The sequence below is a fragment of the Candidatus Andeanibacterium sp. genome (assembly GCF_057143545.1).
On record NZ_DBNHSF010000095.1, the window covers coordinates 1 to 19514 of the forward strand.

Here is a 19514-nt window from a genome sequence, read left to right on the forward strand (position 1 = left end):
GGTCCCCTGGTCGAGCTCGAGCGCGTTGAGCTCGGCCAGCAGCGATACCAGCGGGGTGATCGGATTGTCGGCCAGGTGCGGATAGGCGACATGGCCCTGGCTGCCTTCGACTTCGAGCCAGATATTGACCGATCCCCGCCGCCCGATCTTCATCGTATCGCCCAGGCGATGGACCGAGGTCGGTTCACCGACCAGGCACAGGTCGGGGATTTCGCCGATTGCGCGAATGTGCTCGATCAGCGCGCGGGTGCCGTAAACGGCCGGCCCTTCCTCGTCGCCGGTGATGATGAAGCTCAACGTCCCGGCAGACTGCGGGATCCCGTGCAGCGCGCCGACCATCGCCGCGATCGCGCCCTTCATGTCGACCGCACCGCGCCCGTGCAGCAAGTCGCCGCGCCGTTCCGGCGCAAACGGCCCGCTCGACCAGCCTTCGCCCGGAGGAACGACGTCGAGATGGCCGGCAAAGGCGAAATGCTTCGATCCGGCGGGGCCTTTCCGGATCGCGAACAGGTTCTCGACCGGGCCATCCGGCGCCGCGCCCGCATGGAAGCGATGAACCAGGAAATCCGCCGCGGTGAGCATCTCTTCGAGGCAATCGAACACCATCCCGCTGGCGGGCGTGACGCTGGGGCAGGCAATCAGCGCCTCGGCCAGCCCGGCGACATCGTGGGAAGCGGTATTCGTCATCGTGGAGAGAGCGCATATGGGCTAAGCGGGAATCATACAAGCAGCGCAGGAGCCTGACATGCCCAAGCTCGATCTCGAGGCGATCCCCCAGCAGAACACGACCGGCTATCCGCCGCCCTTCGACGCACCGATGGCCGGGCGTTTCGTGCGGCGCCTGGCCCAGGCGACCGGGCTCCGGCAACTGGGCGCGGCCCATGTCGTGCTCAGGCCCGGCGGGTGGTCGTCGCAGCGCCATTGGCACGCGGTGCAGGACGAGTTGATGGTGATGCTGTCGGGCGAGGCGGTGCTGGTGGAGGACGCGGGAGAGACCGTTCTGGCGCCAGGCGATATCGTTTGCTGGCCTGCGGGAGTCGAGAATGGACACCACCTGCAGAACCGCGGCGAGCGGGATTGCGTCTTCCTGGTGGTCAGCGCGGGCGATCCCAAAATCGATCACGGGGAATATCCCGATATCGACATGATCTTCCGGGCCGATGGCTATGCCCACAAGGACGGCACGCCCTACCCCGAGACGCGCCGGGCTTCGTGACGCGTCAGGCTGCTTCGACCTCGAACTTCTCGATCACCCATTCCTCGTCCTCGCTGGCCTTGATCCAGGCCTGCATCCAGTCGTGCTCCCAGATCGCCTGCATGTAGGCCACGGCAAATCCGGGCACGCCGACGCCATAGGTCAGGAAGCGGCTGACGACCGGGGCATAGAAGATGTCGGGCGCGCCGAAGGTCCCGAACAGGAACGGCCCGCCCTTGCCGTAGCGGGCGCGCGCTTCGGCCCACAGGCCAAGGATGCGCACGATATCCGCGCGCACTTCGTCGTTGAGCTCGACGCCCTCGTAGCGGCGGCGAACATTCATCGGCAGCGCCCGCCGCATGGGCAGGTACGAGGAATGCATCTCCGCGACCATGGCCCTCGCCATGCCGCGCGCGGCATCGTCCTTCGGCCAGAACCGGTCGCGCCCGACCCGGTCGCCCAGATATTCGAGAATCGCGAGCGAATCCCACACCACCGCTTCGCCGTCCCACAACACCGGAACCTTGCCGCCCGAGGGCTGGAAATCGCCTTGACGGCGCTTGGCCTCTTCCCAGTCATCGCCCTGGATATGGACGGTTAACTCTTCGAAATGGAGGCCGGACTGCTTCATCGCCAGCCAGCCGCGCAGCGACCAGCTCGAATAGTTCTTGTTGCCGATGATCAGTTTCATTGGGAAATCCGCCTTTCCCCGCCGCCCTATCCATTCAGCCCGGCACTGTCGAGGCTGAACGGTGCGGCAGGAAGCCGCGACTGCCGATTTTGTTTCCACCCCGTTAACTGCGTCCGGTGACCAGAATCATCAGCATAAAAATTTTCCAATCTCGTTGGTTGGGCGCTTACGCGGCAGGCCTATTCCTGGCCCCATCGAAGCGGAAGCTGGCGGCTTCACCGGGGCATCGACCGACGATCGACCGGGAAATCGACCCGCTCCACCAGTAAGGATACGCTGATGACGCGATGGGGTAGCTTGGATGATCAACGTCCGCCGGTAGCGAAGTGCCGGTCACGTTCCGGATCGAGCATTGAATTGCCGATCATCGACATTTCGGCCAGCGGCTGCCTGGTCGATCGGCTGGCCTGGTCGGCGAGGCCGAACGACCAGATCAAGATCGCGCTCGAAGGCCTCGCTTCCCGCCCGGCAACCGTGGTCTGGGTGGAAGACGACCGCGCGGGCATCGCCTTCGAGACGATGCTCTACGAGCCGGTGGTGAACCATTTGCGGGCCAAGCTCCCGGTCGAACTCAAGCAGGCCTGCTGACCGGTAGTCCTCCTACAGTTCGACATCGGCGAGCACCGCCGCGCGCAGCTCGTCGATCCCGGACTTCTTTTCCGACGAGGTGACGTGCACCTCCGGATAGGCCGCCGGATGCTTGCGCGCCTCGGCTTCGGTTGCCGCGACGATCCTTTCCAGTTCGCTCGCCTTGAGCTTGTCGGCCTTGGTCAACACCACCCGATAGGGCGCGGCGGCTTCGTCGAGCATTGCCATCATCTCGATATCGACCGGCTTGGGCCCGTGCCGCGCATCGACCAGCACCAGCGTGCGGCGGAGCACCGCGCGCCCGCGCAGATAATCGCGCACCAGCGCCTTCCACTTGGCCACGACCTTGGGCGGGGCCTTGGCGAAGCCGTAACCCGGCATGTCGACTAGCCGGAACCGCGTCGGTTCGCCGACTTCGAAGAAATTTAGCTCCTGCGTCCGGCCGGGCGTGACCGAGGTGCGGGCAATCGCCTTGCGCCCGGTCAGCGCGTTCAAGAGGCTCGACTTGCCGACATTCGAGCGCCCGCAAAAGGCGATTTCCGGCACATCCGGCTCGGGCAGGAACTTTAACTGCGGGGCGGAGAGCAGGAATTCGACGCGGCCCGAGAACAGCTTCTCGGCGCGTTTGGCTCGCTCCTCGGCATCAGTCGTCATTGCGAGCCGCCGCCGGCGGCGCGGCAGTCCAGGACGGCTTGCGTGACGCTCTGGATTGCTGCGCTCCGCTCGCAAAGACGAATCGGGCCTGTCACGCCTACTTCTTCTTGTCGCGCGCGGCCGCTCGGTCCTTGTCGGCCTTGTCCTTGTCGGCCTGCGCCTTCAATTGCGGGTGCTTCGAATAGAGATACCATTGCTGGGCGATGGTAAGCACGTTCGAGGTGTTCCAGTAGAGCAGCAGGCCCGCGGCAAAGGGCGCCATGATGAACATCAGCACCCATGGCATGATCATGAACATTTGCTGCTGGATCGGATCCATCTGCGCCGGGTTGAGCTTGAACTGGAGCCACATGGTGATGCCGAGCAGGAGAGCCAGCGGGCCGATCGCGATGAAGCTCGGCACGTCGTAGGGCAGAAGTCCGAACAGGTTCAGCAAATGCGCCGGATCGGGCGCCGAAAGATCGGTGAGCCACAATGCAAAAGGCTGGTGGCGCATGTCGATCGCGATGATCAGCACCTTGTAGAGCGCGAAGAAGATCGGGATCTGGAGGAAGATCGGCAGGCAGCCCGCGAGCGGATTGACGCCTTCCTTCTTGTAGAGCGCCATGATCTCCTGCTGCTGCTTGGGCTTGTCGTCCTTGTAGCGTTCCTGGATTGCCTTCATCTTCGGCTGGATCGCCCGCATCGCCGCCATCGAGGCGAATTGCTTCTGCGCGATCGGGAACATCAACCCGCGCACGATCACGGTCAGGATCATGATCGCGACACCGAAATTGCCGACATAGTCGAACACGATCTTCAGCAGCCACAGGATCGGCTTTTCGATGATCTCGAACCAGCCCCAGTCGATCGCCTTGCTGAAATTGACGATCCCGCCGTCTTCATAAGCGCCGAGCACATCCGATTCCTTGGCCCCGGCAAACAGCTTGGTGGTGCGCGTGAGCTCGCCCCCGGCGGCCACCGTCACCGGCTGGTAGATCAGGTCTGCGCGGAACAGCTGATCGCCGAGCGAACGGAAGCTGGCATGCGGGTTGAGACCGGCTTCGGGAATCAGGGTCGAGAGCCAATAGATATCGGTGAAGCCGATCCAGTCGGCTCGCTCGGCGAAATCAACCGTCTGTTCCTCGGCGACGTCTTCATAATCGTAATCATATTCGACCGACCCGTCGAAAGCCCCGATCGGCCCCGAATGGACGTTCCAGGTGCTGATGCTGGCGGTCTCGCTGGTGCGATTGATGAGTGCGAAAGGCTGGACGATGATCGGCCCCTCGCCATTGTTGGCGACCGACTGCTCGGCCGTGATCATGTAATTTTCGTCGATCGAGAAGGCGATGCTGAAGACCTGGCCTTCGCCATTGTCCCAGCGCAGCGTCACCGGACTCGCGGGCGTCAATTGTTCGCCGCTGGCCTCCCAAAGCGTGTCCGATCCCGGCAGCGCCACGCCCTCACCAACGAAACCGAACTGCGCGAAATATTGCGCCGGGGTTCCGAGGGGCGAAAACAGCTGCACCGGCGGACTGTCCCTGTCGACCGCTTGCCGGTGGTCGGTAAGGGTAATGTCGTCGATCCGCGCGCCGACGGGGCTGATCGAGCCGGCGACCTTGGGCGCGGCAATTTCGACCCGGCCGGCCTCGGCCAGCGCCGCTTCCAGTTCCACTTCCTCGCGCGCGATGAGGTCCGGATCCTGCAGCCCGCCTTCACGCCGCGCCTGCATGTCGCGCGACGCCGGAGACGATGGATCGGCAGCCTCCTCGCTCGATTCGGCGACCACCGGATCGGGCTGCGGGAAATACCACTGGACGAAATAGTCCCAGCCGAACAGCAGCGCGGCGCTCAGCACCAGCGCAAGTATCAGATTACGCGGATTGTCCACCGGCGATCCCTATTCCTATATCCTTCAGTCCCCGTGCCTGGCGGCGCATCATGGTACCGGATCATATCCGTGACCCCCCCAAGGGTGGCAGCGCAATAGCCGCTTGACCGCCAGCCATCCACCCTTGATTGCACCATGCTTTTCGAGCGCTTCGATCGCATATTGCGAGCAGGACGGGGCGTAGCGGCAGGTCGGCGGGAGAACCCGCGAGGGGCCGAGTTGCCAACCGCGCGCAACCAGGATCAGCAGGCGCTTCACCGCTTCGGGCCGCGCCGGCTGCGGGGCCGGTCGCCCTTGCCCGCCGCCGCGCGCGCCAGTGCTGTCGACAATTCCTCGCGCATGATCCCGAAATCCCGCTCGACGCCGCCTTCGCGCCCGATCAATACATGGTCATGGTCGGGCAGGCCTGCAACCGGCAGCAATTCGCGCGCGAGTTCGCGCAGCCGCCGCTTCATCCGGTTGCGGACCACGGCCTTTCCGATCTTCTTGGTGACGGTCACGCCATAGCGCTTGCCGAGCCCATGGTTGGGGCGAGCAAGCAGGACGAACCCGGGGAGCGCCACGCGCAGGCCCTTGTTCGCGGCAAGGAAGTCCGCACGCTTCTTGAGAATGAAGAGTTCCGTGCTCATCGCGACATTGCTTTAGGCGATGATCCGGGCTGCCGCCAGCAGCCCGCAAGTGCGACTGCACGCCCGCAGCACCACGACACGAAGTGCGCTTGGTGCGAGGAATTCGCACGCCGGATGGCGTGCGGAAAAATTACGCGCTGAGCTTCTTGCGGCCGCGGGCGCGGCGGGCGCGCAGGACCTTGCGGCCACCGACGGTAGCCTTACGGGCACGAAAACCGTGGCGGCGCTTGCGCACGAGATTGCTCGGCTGGAAAGTGCGCTTCGACATATCTTCCTCGAACTCTAATCCGGTGTCGCCCTGGCGAAACCAACAAAAAAGCCGCCCGCCGATGGAGGAGGCGACCTTGATCATGGGCGCGCGGTTAGTTGAGGGCGGCCCGCAAGTCAAGCTGGCGATGCAGCGCTGCCGAATTTCGCCGCTCGGCCTAGGGGCTTTCCCGGATGTGTCGGAAATGGACCCGAAACTTGGGTCCGCTCCCTCGACTCCGCCCGCCGCCCCGCTATCGTCGCGCAGTTTCAGGCGGTTAGGGGGCGCGCGGCGTGGTCGCACTGGTTTCGACGGTAGCCTATCTCGGGCTTGAAGCGCGCAGCGTCGAGGTCCAGTGCCAGGTTGCCCCCGGCCTGCCGCGCGTGCATGTCGTTGGCCTGCCCGACAAGGCGGTAACCGAGAGCCGGAGGCGGGTGCAGGCGGCACTCGCCGCGATGGGACTTTCGCTCCCGCCCAAGCTGATCACGATCAACCTCTCGCCGGCCGACATCCCGAAGGAGGGGTCGCATTACGACCTGCCGATTGCGCTCGCGCTGCTCGCCGCGATGGGCGTGACCGACGCCGAACAGCTGACCGACTGGATCGCGGTCGGCGAACTCGCGCTCGATGGAAGGATCGTGCCCTCGCCCGGCGTGCTGCTGGCGGCGATTCATGCCAGCGAGGAGGAAAAAGGGCTGATCTGCCCCGCCGCGCAGGGTTCCGAGGCGCGCTGGGCGAGCGGCGTGCCGGTCTGCGCCGCGCCCGACCTTGTCAGCCTCTTGAACCACCTCAAGGGCACCACCCGCCTGCCCGAAGCGCAGCCGGGCGAGGTCGAGGAGGTCGGCCACGGGCCCGACCTGAAGATGGTCAAGGGGCAGGAGAGTGCCAAGCGCGCACTGGAGATCGCTGCCGCAGGCGGGCACAACCTCCTGATGATCGGCCCGCCGGGCGCGGGCAAGAGCCTGCTCGCCTCATGCCTGCCGGGAATCCTGCCCGAACTGACGCCGTCCGAGGCGCTCGAAGTCTCGATGGTCGCGTCGGTCGCGGGCGAGCTTGTCGGCGGCAAGATCAGCCGCCGCCGCCCGTTCCGCGATCCGCATCATTCGGCCAGCATGGCGGCGCTCACCGGCGGCGGGCTCAGGGTACGGCCGGGCGAAGTCTCGATGGCGCATCTCGGCGTGCTGTTCCTCGACGAATTGCCCGAATTCCAGCGCCCGGTGCTCGATTCGCTCAGGCAACCGCTCGAGACGGGCGAAGTCAGCGTCGCCCGGGCCAATGCCCATGTCACCTTTCCTGCGCGGGTGCAGCTGGTCGCGGCGATGAATCCGTGCCGCTGCGGGCATCTCGGCGATCCGGCGCGGGCCTGTTCGCGCGCGCCCAGATGCGCAGCGGATTACCAGTCGAAGGTCTCGGGCCCGCTGCTCGACCGGATCGATCTCCATGTCGAAGTCGATCCCGTCAGCGCGAGCGATCTTGCCCTGCCCCCGCCCGCCGAAGGTTCGGCGGAAGTGGCGGCGCGGGTGGCGAAGGCGCGACGCATCCAGACCGCGCGGCTCGAAGCGACCGGCGCGCGGACCAATGCCGAGCTCGACGGCGATGCGCTCGAACGATTTGCCACGCCCGACGAGGCCGGGAAAAAGCTGCTGATGCAGGCGGCCGAAGCAATGCGGCTGTCGGCAAGGAGCTATACGCGGATGCTGCGGGTGGCGCGAACGATCGCGGATCTGGCGGGGGCGGAATCGGTCGCCCGCATTCACGTCGCCGAAGCCTTGAGCTACAGGAGACAGGCACCGAGGGCTTGATGCCTGACCTCACCATCCGCCCCGCCACGCTTGCCGAGGGCTTGAAACGCGGAGGCACTTCGGTTACTGTGAAACAATGAAGAATGTCACAGTTTCACTTGACGATGATACCTATCGCAATGCGCGGGTGCGCGCTGCCGAGATGGGTCGTTCGCTATCGTCGCTGGTGCGCGAATATCTTCACGAGCTGGGTTCAGAGGAAAGCGAATTCGACCGACTTCATCAGGAGGAGCTTAAATTGCGAGAAAAGCTCAAGGAATTCGCACATTTTGAGGCCAGCGAACGTCTAACGCGCGATGAGATCTACGAGCGGAGACGTTGAGCGCATTCGTCGACACGAATGTACTGCTCTATGCGGTCGACCTGGCGCCGGGCGATAAGGCCAAACGTGAGCGAGCATGGGCATTGATCGACGAGGGAGACCTCGTCCTGTCGCTGCAGGTGCTGCAGGAATTCTATTATCAGGCAACCAGGCCGACCCGCACAAACTCCCTCCCGCGAGATCTGGCGATAGAATTTGTCGAGCGCTGGCGCCGATTTCCTGTCCAGGAAACGACGCTCGCGCTACTCGAGCTCGGCTTTGAGATCCAGGAGCGGCACCGCTTTTCCTTCTGGGACAGCATGATCGTCGCCGCGGCACGGGCGCAGGGTTGCGATGTTCTTTGGTCGGAGGACATGGATGACGGACGCATCGTCGATGGGATGCGCATTGCCAATCCGTTCCGATGACCACCCCCACCATCCGCTCCGCCACCGACGCCGACCATGACGCCATCTGGGCGATCATGGAGCCGGTGATCCGTGAGGGCGCGAGCTATCCGCTCGATCCGGACCTCAACCGCGACGGTGCGTTCGATTACTGGTTCGCGCCGGACAAGCAGGTGTTCGTGGCCGAAGCCGACGGCGCAGTGCTCGGCACCTATTACTTGAAGCCCAATTCGACCGGGCTCGCCGACCATGTCGCCAATGCCGGTTACATGACCCACCCCGCGGCACGCGGGCGCGGGGTGGCGCGGGCGATGGCCGAGCATTCCTTTGCCGAAGCGAAGCGCCAGGGCTTCCGCGCGATGCAGTTCAACCTGGTGGTGGCTTCGAACGAGGTGGCGCTCAGCCTGTGGCAAAGGCTCGGCCTGCAGGTGGTCGGGCGGCTGCCCGAGGCCTTCCGCCACAAGAGCAAAGGCTATGTCGATGCGCTGGTGCTGTACCGAATGCTCTAGAGATTCGGCTCGATCTTGAGGCTTTCCTCTTCGGCCGATTGGCCCAGCCTGCTGCGGTCCTGCCAGCGCAGCTCGAAATAGGACAAGGGCCGCCCGTCATGGGCGAGGATCGAAACCGGGCCGATCGGCAGCCAGTCGCGCGAATCGACCAGCACCGGATTGGACGGCGTATCCATCGTGTATTTCTCGCCCCATTGCCGCAGCGCGAGCATCGCCGGGAGCAGGTCATAGCCCTTGCCGGTCAGGCAATAGAGCACCTTGCGGCGGTCGTCGGGATGCGTATGCCGCTCGAGAATGCCGTGTTCGACCAGCTTGCCGAGCCGGTTCGAGAGGATGTTGCGGGCGATCCCGATCTCGGTCAGGAAGTCCTCGAAATGGTGCACGCCATTGAACGCGGCGCGCAGGATCAGGAACGACCAGCGCTCGCCCATAACCTCGAGCGCCTGCGGCAAGCCGCATTCGACTACCTGGTCGAGGGGTTCGCGAAGCTTTCCCATTGGTTTCCTTTTGACCCGCCTTGTAGCTCATCGCGCGCTGTCACCAAAGCGCAATAAGTTTCTAGTTGCAACTTGCTACCTATTGCATTAGGTAGCGATTCGCAACGCAGTTTCGGGGCCGAGTTCCGTGCCTGCGTCGCGACCCGAAAGACCCAGGAAGGAATTCGACATGACCCGCCTCCCCCTTCGCCCCCTTTCCGGGGCCTTGGCTGCCTGCGCCCTGAGCGCCGCAACGCTGATCACGCCTTTCGCCGCGCCAGCCCATGCCGCGCAGGCCGGATATTACCGCGCCGAACTGGCTTCCCCGCTTGCCGAACCGCGCCAGGAAGTGCTCTCGGGCGTTGTCTGGCGCTGCGAAGGCACCAGCTGTTCGGGCTCGAAGGGCGGCTCGCGTTCGGTGATCGTCTGCGGGCGCCTGGCCAGCGCGTTCGGCCCGGTCGCAAGCTTCGCCGACCCCCAGGGCGAACTCGACGCCGAAGCGCTGGCGCGCTGCAACAAGGGCTGAGTCCGCTTCATCCCGGCCCGGCCGACCCCATCACTCCAGCCGGGCACACCCCCTGGGCCTCCGTGAGCGTCACGGGGGCCCTTCTTTTTCAGGCAATGAGGCCGAGTTCGCGCAGTTCGTCGGCCAATGCGCCGGCGCTGGTGAACCGATGCACCTGCCAGCCGCGCTGCCGCGCCGCTTCGACGTTTTCCGCCCGATCGTCGGTAAAGAACAGCTCGTGCGGCGCATGGCCGAAGCGCTCTTCCGCCAGCTGGTAAATCGCGGGATCGGGCTTGGCGAGGCATTCTTCGCCCGACACCAGGATGTCGTGGAAGTGACCGAAGATCGGCGCCGTCGGGAGGAACCCGTTCCAGAAGGTCGTGCCGAAATTGGTCAGCGCGAACAGCGGGACGCCGGCTTCCGCCAATTGCTGGACCAGTTCGTGCATCCCTGCGACCGGCCCGCCGATAGTCTCGTTGAAGCGATGGACATAGGCATGGATCGCGTCCGCGTAATCGGGATGGCGGTCCAGCAATTCGGCGACCAGCACCTCGAGCCCTTCGCCGGCATCGTGGCGCGAATGGAATTCGAACGTCAGCACTTCGCCCAGGAAATGTTCGAGCCGCGCCGGATCGTCGATCACCTTTTCCATCAGGAAGCGCAAATCCCAATGGAACAGCACGTTCCCGACATCGAACACGACGGCCTTTATGGTTTCGGACATAAAAGAGCCCCCGCGAAGGCGGGGGCCTCAGGCCGCATTGGGCAGCGGCATCCCCGTTGGGAAAAGGTCCCCGCCGTCGCGGGGATTCACAATCAAGTCAGCCCTGGCGGGCCTTGAAGCGGCGATTGGTCTTGTTGATCACGTAAGTCCGGCCACGGCGCCGAATGACGCGGCAATCGCGGTGGCGGTTCTTGAGCGACTTCAAACTATTGCGAATCTTCATCGTTCTCTCACAGCGGGCATTCCCGCGAAAAATTGCGAAGCGCGCCGTTACGGGCGAAGCCCTGCCAAGTCAAGCTTCCCCGCGAATCTCGGTCAATTTGCGCTCCCATTGCAGCGCATGGGCGATGATCTCGTCGAGATTGTCGTGCCTCGGCAGCCAGGGCAGCGTCGCCTTGATCAGGCGATTGTCCGCAACCAGCGAATCGGGATCGCCCGGCCGGCGCGGAGCCAGTTCGCGCTCGATCGTGCGATTGGTCACCCGGTCCACCGCATCGAGCACTTCGAACACCGAGAAGCCATGGCCATAGCCGCAATTCATGGTCAACGAGCGCCGCGGCTCGGCGATCAGCGCTTCGAGCGCCAGCACATGGGCGGCGGCAAGGTCCGAAACATGGATATAGTCGCGCACGCCGGTGCCGTCGGGTGTGGCGTAATCGGTCCCGAACACCGCGACCTTGTCGCGCTTGCCGAGCGCCGCCTCGACCGCGACCTTGATCAGGTGCGTCGCGCCTTCGGTCGATTGCCCGCTGCGCCCCGCGGGATCGGCCCCCGCGACATTGAAATAGCGCAGCGCGCAGTAATTGAGGGGGTGCGCCCGGGCGGTATCGCCCAGCATGATCTCGGTCATCAGCTTGGACATGCCGTAGGGATTGATCGGCAGCTTCGGGCTGTCCTCGCTCACCGGCGAGGCTTCGGGGATGCCGTAGGTCGCCGCGGTCGAGGAGAAGATGAAGTGCGGCACTCCGCCCGTGACCGCGGCTTCGATCAGCGCCCGGCTGTTGGCGGTGTTGTTGCGATAATATTTGAGCGGGTTCGCGACGCTTTCGGGCACGATGATCGAACCCGCGAAATGCATGATCGCGCCGATCCCGCGCTCGCCGAAGATCCGCGCCAGCAAATCGCCGTCGGCGATATCGCCTTCGTAAAACGCGGCTGCGTCGGGCACCGCAAAGCGAAAACCGGTGGCGAGATTGTCGATCACCGACACCTCCCATCCGGCGTCGAGCAGGGCCAGCACGGCGTGGCTCCCGATATAGCCCGCCCCGCCGGTCACCAATACTGGAACCTTTCCCGTCATGCGCCGCCTGCTAGCAGTTTTGCGCAAGCGAGTGGTTAATTCCCGCCCAATATCCCCGGCTAACAGGCCAGAACGAAGTAGCGCCCGGCCGCCCCAGCGGTTAGGCTGGGAACAGAGGAGCCAGGAATAATGAAATCCATTCGCGCCGGCCTGATGCTGTGCCTTGCCGCAGGCCTGGTCGCCTGCATGGCGCCGATCGGGCCGGTCGAAGTCACCCGCTTCCACCAGCCCGCCGCGCTCGATCGCCTGGCCATGGGTACGATCGCCGTCGAAGCGGCGCCCGGACACGATCCGGAATCGCTCGAACTGCGGGCCTACGAGCGGGCCGTGGCGCGCGAACTTGTCAGGCTCGGTTACGAGGAGGTTGCCGCCGGATCGGGCGACCAGGTGGCGCTGGTCAGGCTCGAGCGCACCCTGTTCGAACCCGGACGCGAAGGCGGACCGGTCAGTGTGGGCGTCGGCGGATCGACCGGCAGCTACGGCTCGGGCGTCGGGCTCGGGGTCGGCATCGACCTGTCCGGCCCCCCGCCCGAACAGGTAACGACCGAGCTCGGGGTCATGATCCGCGAGCGTGCCACCAACGCGACGATCTGGGAAGGCCGCGCGAGCTTCACGGTCAGGGCGGATTCGCCGCTGGCCCAGACCCAGCTCGGCGCACCGAAAATGGCCGAAGCCTTGTTCCTCGACTTCCCCGGCAACAATGGCGAGACGGTCCGCATCCCGTGAGCAGCAATCCCATCGAGATCGACGCCGCGTTCGACAGCGGCAACGTGGAAGTGCTCTCGGTCGACGGCGCAAGCGCGAAGCTGGCGATCCGCAAGGACAACCAGTCCGAATTCGCCCAGTGGTTCCATTTCCGGGTCGCGGGTGACGCGGGAACGCAACTGGTCCTCAAACTCACCGGCCTCAATGAGTCCGCCTATCCGGCCGGGTGGACCGACTACAACGCCTGCGTTTCCGAAGACCGCGAATATTGGGGCCGCGCCGCTTCGTCGTTCGACAAGGCGGAAGAAGGCGGCACGCTGACCATCCGCCACACGCTTGCGAGCGGGCTGGCCTGGTTCGCCTATTTCGCGCCCTATCCGATGGAACGGCATCACGACCTGGTCTCGGAGGCCGCCGCCTGCGAAGGCGTGAGCTATCGCCGGCTGGGCACCACGCTCGATGGCCAGCCGCTCGACTGCCTCGAACTGGGCGACGGCCCGGCCCAGGTCTGGCTCTATGCCCGCCAGCATCCCGGCGAGACCATGGCCGAATGGTGGATGGAGGGCGCGCTCGAATGCCTCACGGATCCCGCCGACCCGGTGGCCAAGGCCTTGCGCCGCAAATGCCGCCTGCACATCGTGCCCAATTGCAACCCCGACGGTTCGCGCCGCGGCCATCTGCGGACCAATGCGATCGGCGTCAATCTCAATCGCGAATGGCACGCGCCGACCGAAGTCGATTCACCCGAGGTGCTGGCAATCCGCAATGCGATGGACGAAAGCGGGGTCGACTTCGCGATCGACGTCCATGGCGACGAGGCGATTCCGCATGTCTTCATCGCGGGTTTCGAGGGCATCCCGTCATGGACCGACGAACAGGGTGCGGCCTACCACCGCTATCGCGCGATCCTCGATCGCCGGACGCCCGATTTCCAGACCGCCAAGGGCTATCCGGTGGCGCGGCCCGGCCAGGCCAATATGTCGATGTCGACCAACCAGGTCGCCGAGCGCTTCGGCGCCTGCGCCATGACGCTCGAAATGCCGTTCAAGGATCACGCCGACATGCCCGACCCGGCGCAGGGCTGGAGCCCCGAGCGCTGCAAATTGCTGGCGCGCGATTGCCTTGCCGCGCTGGTCGAATGGCTCGAAGGGTAGCGGGCGGACCGGACGTCCGCCCAAGTACCTGCCTTATTCCGCCCGGGTTCCGGTGATCGGGGTCGGGCCGAAATCGGAATTGGCCGAGCCCGAAATCGCATCCCCTGCGGCGTCGAGCGTATAGCTCAGCACCATCGAGAATTGCGGATTCGAAAGCGCGCGCTTGAAGGTCAGCTTGTTGCCTTCGACCGCGACATCGGAAATGCTGCTATCGAATTCCATCGGCGGCCCGCCGGCCGCGCCACCGCCTTCCGGCGGCACGTCTTCCATTTCGACCGTGTAGCCGCCATCGGTCTCGGACACGGTGAGGCTGGACTTGAACTCGCCCATCTGCGTTGCCGCGGTGAGATTCCATGTGCCGACGACGTCCGACGCATAGGCCGGGCTGGCGTAGAGCGCCGCGCCGGCCAGCGCGATCGCCGAAATGCGGGTAAACTTGTTCATGGTTGTGATCCTCTTCCCGAAAGCTGTTGTCGAATTCGAGTTACTACCAGGACTCTCTCGCCGCAACGGTCCGTCGGAGCCTAGCGAATCAGTGCTCCCGGCCCGAACGCATCGGGCAATAGGTCCGAAAGCTTGCGCTGGACGACATTGGTTTCGCTGGCGCACCAGATGACCGGATCCGTGCCACCGAGTTCGGCCAGCTCGTTGATCAACTGGCGGCAGCGCCCGCAGGGCGAAACCGGCTCGAGCGCATCCGAAATCACGGCCATCGCTTCCAATCCGCCGCGATGGCCTTCCGCCATCGCCTTGGCGACCGCCACCGTCTCCGCACAAAGGGACAGGCCGTAACTGGCATTCTCGACATTGGTCCCGGTGACGATCGTCCCGTCGGCAAAGCGCAGGGCGGCGCCAACCCGGAAGCCCGAATAGGGCGAGTAGGAATTCTCGAGCGCCTTCATGGCGGCAACAACCAGCTCGTCGCGGTCGGAATCATCGCTCATCGGGCTTGCCCTACTCCTGCACCACGACCCAGCGGACCGGGATGGCGCTCGCGGCAGAGTGTAGACCGGAATTCGCCGTCCACAAGGTCCAAGGCCGCCCGGCATAGTCCGGCTGGAAATATTCGCGCGACAGCCAGAGGTCGCGCTCGATCCTTGCCGCAAGGTGATAACGCTCTTCGAAGCGGTCCGATATTTTCAGCAGGGCCGGCTTGCCGGCATGGCCTTCGATCTGGTTGAGGAATGTCGTCAACTCGCTTTCGACTTGTGCGTCATTGACCATCCCTTCGCAGCCGTCGCCCGCGAGGTCGAGCTCCACCGCCGGCGGCAGGAAGGCCGGATCGCGGGGAACGACGGTAACGAAATTCGCCGCCTGCATATCGGCCGGAACGCAGGGATCGAATGCGTGGAGCGCACCGTATTTCAATCCGGTCTCGCGAATGGCCGCCAGGTTGCGCGAATAGGCCAGGTCGCGCCCATCCGCGCCGCGGCTGGCTTCGAGATAGGCGAAGCGCGCGCCGATGGCCTCGAACGCGACGAAATCGACCGCTTCCGATTGCGCGGGAACATCGCCCGCTCCGACGAGGATCCCCTGCTGCGGCCATTTGCCGCGTTCCGGGGTCCAATGTGCGAAGCTCCACCAGAGATAGCCCAGCAGGGCCAGCACGAGGAGCACCAGCGCACCGGCGGCGCGCCAGCGGTTCGAAATCGCCTTCTTCCTGCCCATGATTGCTGCGGACCCTCTCTCTAGGCCTTGATATGCAGCACGCAGATCAGCGTAAAGAGCCGCCTTGCAGTGGCGAAATCGGTTGCGATCTTGCCGTCGAGCCGCTCGAGCAGCAACCGGGCCGACTGATCGTGAATCGCCCGCCGGGCCATGTCGATCGTTTCGATCTCGCGCGCGCTGGCCTTGCGGATCGCCTGGTAATAGGAATCGCAGATCGCGAAATATTCCCGCACCGGGCGGCGGAAGCGGGCCAGGCCAAGCAGCAGCTTTTCGACGTCCCTGCCCGCGGTGTCGCCGATTTCCATCGCCAGCCGGCCGTCGGACACCGACAGCCTGAGTCGCCAGGGGCCGGAGTAACCGGCGGCCGATGCGCGCAAGGGCTCGAAACGGTTTTCCTCGATGAGGTCGAAGATCGCGACCTTGCGCTCCTGCTCGATATCGGCGTTGCGCCACAGGATCGTGGCGTCGTCGAGCTCGATATGGGCGATGCGATGGTCGGACATGGCGGAGGATCGTTTCGCACTTGCAGCGAAAATCGCAAGTGGGGCATTCCATCCCCGATATCCACAAGCCGCGGTTGAAATTAGTCGCCAGCGCCCGCTTGCGCCGGGTCGGGCGCGAGCGCAATGAGGGCGGATGCCTGACGAAGCCCTGCTGATCCGCCCCAAGCCCGAAACGCCTGCCCGGGCGCTGCCCGCGAATATCGAGGCCGAGGCCGCCTTCATCGGCGCGGTCCTGGTCGACAATCGCGTGATCGAGGAATTGCCGACGCAATTGCGGCCCGAACATTTCTTCGAACCGGTCCACCAGCGGGTTTACGAGCGGATCCTGACCCTGCTCGATCGCAATGCCGTGGTCACCCCGGTGACGCTCAAGCCCTATTTCGAGGCCGACGAAGCGCTCAAGGAACTGGGCGGGCTGTCCTATCTTGCCCGGCTGACCGGCGAGGGGCAGGGCCTGCTCGCGCCGCGCGAGATCGCCGCCCAGATATACGACCTGGCGCTGCTGCGAGAGCTGGTCGCGGTCGGCAGGAACCTTGTCGAGGAAGCGCTCGACACATCGGTCGACGTTGCCCCGCTCGAACAGGTCGAGAATGCCGAGGCCGCGCTCTACAAGGTTGCCGAAGGCGCTTCGACGGTGAGCGAGGCGCAGAGCTTCAGGTCCGCCACCAACACCGCGCTGGGCCTGATCGAAACCGCGCTCAATTCGGGCGGGCATGTGTCGGGCAAGACGACGGGCCTGACCGCGCTCAACGAGAAGGTCGGCGGGCTGCACGATTCCGACCTTGTCATCCTTGCCGGGCGTCCCGGCATGGGCAAGACCTCGCTCGCGACCAATATCGCGTTCAATTGCGCCGACCGCTTCATGCGCGACAAGGCCGACGGCATAACCAAGTCGATCGGCGCGCCGGTCGCCTTTTTCAGCCTCGAAATGTCGGCCGACCAGCTGGCCACGCGCATCCTCGCCGAACAGTCCGAAGTGTCGAGCGAGCTGCTGCGCAAGGGCAGGATCACCCGCGACCAGTTCCAGAAACTGTCCTTCGCCGCGCAGCGGCTCAACGAGCTGCCGCTCTATATCGACGACACGCCGGCCCTTTCGATCGCGGCGCTGCGGACAAGGGCGCGGCGGCTCAAGCGGCGCTACGATGTCGGCCTGATCATCGTCGACTATCTCCAGCTGATGCAGGGAACCAGCCGCAATTCGGACAACCGGGTTAACGAGATCTCCGAAATCAGCCGTGGCCTCAAGACGCTCGCGAAGGAGCTCAACGTCCCGGTGATCGCGCTCTCGCAGCTGTCGCGCCAGGTCGAGAGCCGCGAGGACAAGCGGCCCCAGCTCTCCGACCTGCGCGAATCCGGCTCGATCGAGCAGGACGCCGACATGGTGTGGTTCATTTTCCGCGAGGAATATTATCACGACGCCAAGCGGCCCGACGAACCGAAAGAAGGCAGTTCCGCCGATGCCATCGACAAATACGACAAGTGGATGGCGGAGCACCTGGAGCTGGTGAACCGGGCGACCCTGATGGTTTCGAAACAGCGGCACGGTGCGACCGGGAACGTCTATCTCCATTTCCAGAGCGAATTCACCAAGTTCAGCGACCTCGCGCCCGGGAGCTGGGGGGATTACGAATAGGGGGTGGGAGACAAGGCACGAGTGCGTCGCGGCCTCTGCGCTTTCCTACACTCCCTCCCCTCGTGCATACTCCCACGGATGGTCCGCTCCCCCGCCCCAAGATCCCATGCGATCGCGACATTTCCTGTCGTGTGGGGGAAAGAAGATTATATTTTCCCGCGAGCATGGATGTGTCACCCTAGGCGCCCCAACCCCGTGCAAATCCTCGCTTCCCGCCGGGTGACGCCGAGGGTGACACCTGTCACTTGTGTCACCCTTGCCGGCGGCGAGGCCGCCCGGGCCGAGTGGTCAACGCCTCGGCAGCGGCGGGAGATTGAGCCTGCGGGTCAGCGCATAATCGGCCACCGCGACGAGGAACCAGGCGAGCTTGCGGCCGATCCGCGCGAGGAAACCGCTGCGCGAGCGGTGAAGTTCGGGCGTGATCCGTTCGGAATGATCCATGTGGTAGGCGATGTATTCGCGCATCCGCGCGGCCAGCCCGGCATCCTCGATCCGCAGCATCACCTCGAGATTGAGATAGAGGCTGCGCATGTCGAAATTGGCCGAGCCGAGATAGGTGACATCGTCGATCACGACGAGCTTGGCGTGGAGCCGGCAGGGCCGGAACTCGCCGATCTCGGCCCCGCAGCGCAGCAGCCGCCAATAGATCGACCGGCTCGCCGGGATGGTCGCGAAATTGTCGGTCTTGCCGGCAAGGACCAGCCGCGCCCGCCCCCGCGCCGCCAGCCGGGCGATCCGCCGCACGATCCCCCCGCGCGGAGTGAAATAGGCCATCATCATGTCGAGCTCATGGCCGCAATCGATATCGCGCAGGACGCTGCGCGCCCACGAGCTGAGCCCCCGCGTCGGCCCGCCGACCAGCAGCCGCACCCGCCCTTCGCCCGGGTCCCAATCGCGCACCAGCCGCCAGATCGTGCGAAAATGCGAGCCTTCGTTCTCGATCCAGCCTTCGAGCATGTCGAACCAGCGCACCATGGCGGCGACGCCCTCGCCCTCGATCGCCGCGCCAAGATCGTTCCAGCCATTCTCCTGCGGCGGGGAGAAATAGGCGTCCTCGATGTTGAATCCGCCGACCAGCGCGGCGCGATCGTCGGCGATCAGCATCTTCTGGTGGTTGCGGATCAGGTAGCGCACGTTCCAGCGATGGCTGAAGCGCAGCACCTTGCCCCCGGCATCGGTGAAGGGAGCAAGGAACCGCTCATCCGCGATGGCCGCGAAATCGTCGACGATCAGCGTGGCCGCGACCCCGCGGCCTGCCGCGGCGGCCAGCGCATCGCGCACCAGCGTGCCGGCACGGTCCTTGGCAAAGGCATAATAGAACAGCCGCAGCCGCAGCCGCGCGCCCTCGATCAGGTCGAGCACGGCGGCGAGGCGATCCTGCCCGTCCGCCACAAGGGTCAATTTCCCCTCGGGCAATTCCACCGTGAGGGGCCCGGGAGAACGGAATTCCCCGGCCTCCGCGGCATCGTGCGGCGTATCGAGCATGGCCCGGGCGTGACAGCACAGGCCGGGCACCACCGCAAGGTGGCATCGCGCATTTCCTTGACTTTGGCCGGACGGAAACCTATCTGCGGCGCCTTCCTGTAAGCCCTAACCGACCGGAGTGCCCATGGCGCGCGTTACCGTTGAAGATTGCGTCGACAAAGTTCCTAACCGTTTCGATCTCGTGCTGCTGGCCGCCCAGCGCGCGCGCGAGATTTCCGGCGGGGGCGAACTCACGATCGATCGCGACCGCGACAAGAACCCGGTGGTCGCGCTGCGCGAAATCGCCGAACAGACGATCAAGCCCAAGGACCTGCAGGAATCGCTGATCCAGTCGCTCCAGCGCGTGCTGCCGGACGACGAGGACGAAGCCGACGAGATCGGTTCGCTGAGCCAATCGGCCGAAGCGCTGCGGATCACCGCTTCCGCTCCCGCACGCTCGACCTCGATCGGCGCGGATTACGACGG

Annotated in this window: 27 protein-coding genes; 11 read left to right on the plus strand and 16 right to left on the minus strand. The window is 64.9% G+C overall.

Features of this window, described 5'->3' with window-relative positions; translation table 11 throughout:
* A partial coding sequence (locus AC16XC_RS05995) for a M20/M25/M40 family metallo-hydrolase (RefSeq protein WP_484033736.1) occupies positions 1-687 on the minus strand: 687 nt, incomplete at its 3' end.
* A 58-nt stretch (positions 688-745) separates the two neighbouring features.
* On the opposite strand from AC16XC_RS05995, the gene AC16XC_RS06000 reads away from it, so the two are divergent.
* Complete coding sequence (locus AC16XC_RS06000; protein WP_484033737.1) at positions 746-1216, plus strand: cupin domain-containing protein; 471 nt, start codon at positions 746-748, stop codon at positions 1214-1216.
* Between the two features lie 4 nt (positions 1217-1220).
* Here AC16XC_RS06000 and AC16XC_RS06005 read toward each other — a convergent pair whose 3' ends face one another.
* On the minus strand, positions 1221-1886 hold the full coding sequence (locus tag AC16XC_RS06005; RefSeq protein ID WP_484033738.1) for a glutathione S-transferase family protein: 666 nt from the start codon (positions 1884-1886) through the stop codon (positions 1221-1223).
* A gap of 279 nt (positions 1887-2165) precedes the next feature.
* On the opposite strand from AC16XC_RS06005, the gene AC16XC_RS06010 reads away from it, so the two are divergent.
* Entirely contained in the window at positions 2166-2474 is a 309-nt protein-coding gene (locus tag AC16XC_RS06010) for a PilZ domain-containing protein (protein WP_484033739.1), read from the plus strand.
* Positions 2475-2486: 12 nt separating this feature from the next.
* Here the strand turns inward: AC16XC_RS06010 and yihA are convergent, their stop codons facing one another.
* From yihA to rpmH, 5 genes are all read right to left on the minus strand, one after another.
* Complete coding sequence (yihA, locus tag AC16XC_RS06015; RefSeq protein WP_484033740.1) at positions 2487-3128, minus strand: ribosome biogenesis GTP-binding protein YihA/YsxC; 642 nt, start codon at positions 3126-3128, stop codon at positions 2487-2489.
* Between the two features lie 97 nt (positions 3129-3225).
* Positions 3226-5001, minus strand: a complete 1776-nt coding sequence (gene yidC, locus AC16XC_RS06020; RefSeq protein ID WP_484033741.1) for a membrane protein insertase YidC — start codon at positions 4999-5001, stop codon at positions 3226-3228.
* Positions 5002-5049: 48 nt separating this feature from the next.
* The gene (yidD, locus tag AC16XC_RS06025) at positions 5050-5259 is read right to left on the minus strand and encodes a membrane protein insertion efficiency factor YidD (protein ID WP_484033742.1); all 210 of its coding nucleotides are present in this window, start codon (positions 5257-5259) and stop codon (positions 5050-5052) included.
* Positions 5256-5630: a ribonuclease P protein component gene (gene rnpA / locus AC16XC_RS06030; RefSeq protein ID WP_484033743.1), complete on the minus strand. Its 375-nt coding sequence runs from the start codon at positions 5628-5630 to the stop codon at positions 5256-5258. The genes yidD and rnpA overlap by 4 nt, the downstream gene beginning before the upstream one ends.
* Positions 5631-5760: 130 nt before the next feature.
* The gene (gene rpmH / locus AC16XC_RS06035; RefSeq protein ID WP_484033761.1) at positions 5761-5898 is read right to left on the minus strand and encodes a 50S ribosomal protein L34; all 138 of its coding nucleotides are present in this window, start codon (positions 5896-5898) and stop codon (positions 5761-5763) included.
* 272 nt (positions 5899-6170) lie between these two features.
* Between rpmH and AC16XC_RS06040 the strand changes: the two genes are divergently transcribed.
* The 4 genes from AC16XC_RS06040 to AC16XC_RS06055 all read left to right on the plus strand — a co-directional run bounded on the left by AC16XC_RS06040 (position 6171) and on the right by AC16XC_RS06055 (position 8896).
* Positions 6171-7679, plus strand: coding sequence for a YifB family Mg chelatase-like AAA ATPase (locus AC16XC_RS06040; protein WP_484033744.1), 1509 nt, complete (start codon positions 6171-6173; stop codon positions 7677-7679).
* A 76-nt stretch (positions 7680-7755) separates the two neighbouring features.
* Positions 7756-8001: a DUF6364 family protein gene (locus tag AC16XC_RS06045; protein ID WP_484033745.1), complete on the plus strand. Its 246-nt coding sequence runs from the start codon at positions 7756-7758 to the stop codon at positions 7999-8001.
* Positions 7998-8408 (plus strand): PIN domain-containing protein, encoded by a 411-nt coding sequence (locus AC16XC_RS06050; RefSeq protein WP_484033746.1) that lies wholly within the window; start codon positions 7998-8000, stop codon positions 8406-8408. The genes AC16XC_RS06045 and AC16XC_RS06050 overlap by 4 nt, the downstream gene beginning before the upstream one ends.
* On the plus strand, positions 8405-8896 hold the full coding sequence (locus AC16XC_RS06055) for an N-acetyltransferase family protein (protein ID WP_484033747.1): 492 nt from the start codon (positions 8405-8407) through the stop codon (positions 8894-8896). The genes AC16XC_RS06050 and AC16XC_RS06055 overlap by 4 nt, the downstream gene beginning before the upstream one ends.
* On the opposite strand, the gene AC16XC_RS06060 is transcribed toward AC16XC_RS06055, so the two are convergent.
* Entirely contained in the window at positions 8893-9393 is a 501-nt protein-coding gene (locus AC16XC_RS06060) for a winged helix-turn-helix transcriptional regulator (RefSeq protein WP_484033748.1), read from the minus strand. The genes AC16XC_RS06055 and AC16XC_RS06060 overlap by 4 nt on opposite strands.
* Before the next feature lie 169 nt (positions 9394-9562).
* Here AC16XC_RS06060 and AC16XC_RS06065 point away from each other — a divergent pair, with 169 nt between their 5' ends.
* Positions 9563-9898, plus strand: a complete 336-nt coding sequence (locus AC16XC_RS06065; RefSeq protein ID WP_484033749.1) for a CC_3452 family protein — start codon at positions 9563-9565, stop codon at positions 9896-9898.
* Positions 9899-9986: 88 nt separating this feature from the next.
* On the opposite strand, the gene AC16XC_RS06070 is transcribed toward AC16XC_RS06065, so the two are convergent.
* The 3 genes from AC16XC_RS06070 to galE form a co-directional block, all read right to left on the minus strand.
* Positions 9987-10601, minus strand: coding sequence for an HAD family hydrolase (locus tag AC16XC_RS06070; RefSeq protein WP_484033750.1), 615 nt, complete (start codon positions 10599-10601; stop codon positions 9987-9989).
* Between the two features lie 97 nt (positions 10602-10698).
* Positions 10699-10824, minus strand: a complete 126-nt coding sequence (ykgO, locus tag AC16XC_RS06075) for a type B 50S ribosomal protein L36 (protein ID WP_007165381.1) — start codon at positions 10822-10824, stop codon at positions 10699-10701.
* Positions 10825-10893: 69 nt separating this feature from the next.
* Positions 10894-11901, minus strand: a complete 1008-nt coding sequence (gene galE, locus AC16XC_RS06080) for a UDP-glucose 4-epimerase GalE (RefSeq protein ID WP_484033751.1) — start codon at positions 11899-11901, stop codon at positions 10894-10896.
* A gap of 129 nt (positions 11902-12030) precedes the next feature.
* On the opposite strand from galE, the gene AC16XC_RS06085 reads away from it, so the two are divergent.
* Both AC16XC_RS06085 and AC16XC_RS06090 read left to right on the plus strand, forming a co-directional pair.
* Complete coding sequence (locus tag AC16XC_RS06085) at positions 12031-12627, plus strand: DUF4136 domain-containing protein (RefSeq protein WP_484033752.1); 597 nt, start codon at positions 12031-12033, stop codon at positions 12625-12627.
* Entirely contained in the window at positions 12624-13760 is a 1137-nt protein-coding gene (locus tag AC16XC_RS06090; protein ID WP_484033753.1) for a M14 family metallopeptidase, read from the plus strand. The genes AC16XC_RS06085 and AC16XC_RS06090 overlap by 4 nt, the downstream gene beginning before the upstream one ends.
* 33 nt (positions 13761-13793) lie before the next feature.
* Here AC16XC_RS06090 and AC16XC_RS06095 read toward each other — a convergent pair whose 3' ends face one another.
* The 4 genes from AC16XC_RS06095 to AC16XC_RS06110 form a co-directional block, all read right to left on the minus strand.
* Positions 13794-14204, minus strand: a complete 411-nt coding sequence (locus tag AC16XC_RS06095; protein WP_484033754.1) for a hypothetical protein — start codon at positions 14202-14204, stop codon at positions 13794-13796.
* 80 nt (positions 14205-14284) lie between these two features.
* Positions 14285-14704, minus strand: coding sequence for a cytidine deaminase (locus AC16XC_RS06100; protein ID WP_484033755.1), 420 nt, complete (start codon positions 14702-14704; stop codon positions 14285-14287).
* Between the two features lie 10 nt (positions 14705-14714).
* Positions 14715-15428 (minus strand): glycoside hydrolase family 25 protein, encoded by a 714-nt coding sequence (locus AC16XC_RS06105; protein ID WP_484033756.1) that lies wholly within the window; start codon positions 15426-15428, stop codon positions 14715-14717.
* 20 nt (positions 15429-15448) lie between these two features.
* Complete coding sequence (locus tag AC16XC_RS06110; RefSeq protein WP_484033757.1) at positions 15449-15931, minus strand: UPF0262 family protein; 483 nt, start codon at positions 15929-15931, stop codon at positions 15449-15451.
* Between the two features lie 133 nt (positions 15932-16064).
* Here AC16XC_RS06110 and AC16XC_RS06115 point away from each other — a divergent pair, with 133 nt between their 5' ends.
* Entirely contained in the window at positions 16065-17564 is a 1500-nt protein-coding gene (locus tag AC16XC_RS06115) for a replicative DNA helicase (protein ID WP_484033758.1), read from the plus strand.
* Between the two features lie 288 nt (positions 17565-17852).
* On the opposite strand, the gene AC16XC_RS06120 is transcribed toward AC16XC_RS06115, so the two are convergent.
* Entirely contained in the window at positions 17853-19049 is a 1197-nt protein-coding gene (locus AC16XC_RS06120) for a phospholipase D-like domain-containing protein (RefSeq protein WP_484033759.1), read from the minus strand.
* A gap of 124 nt (positions 19050-19173) precedes the next feature.
* On the opposite strand from AC16XC_RS06120, the gene rpoZ reads away from it, so the two are divergent.
* Positions 19174-19514 (plus strand): DNA-directed RNA polymerase subunit omega (gene rpoZ, locus AC16XC_RS06125; RefSeq protein ID WP_484033760.1); only part of this gene is annotated, 341 nt, incomplete at its 3' end.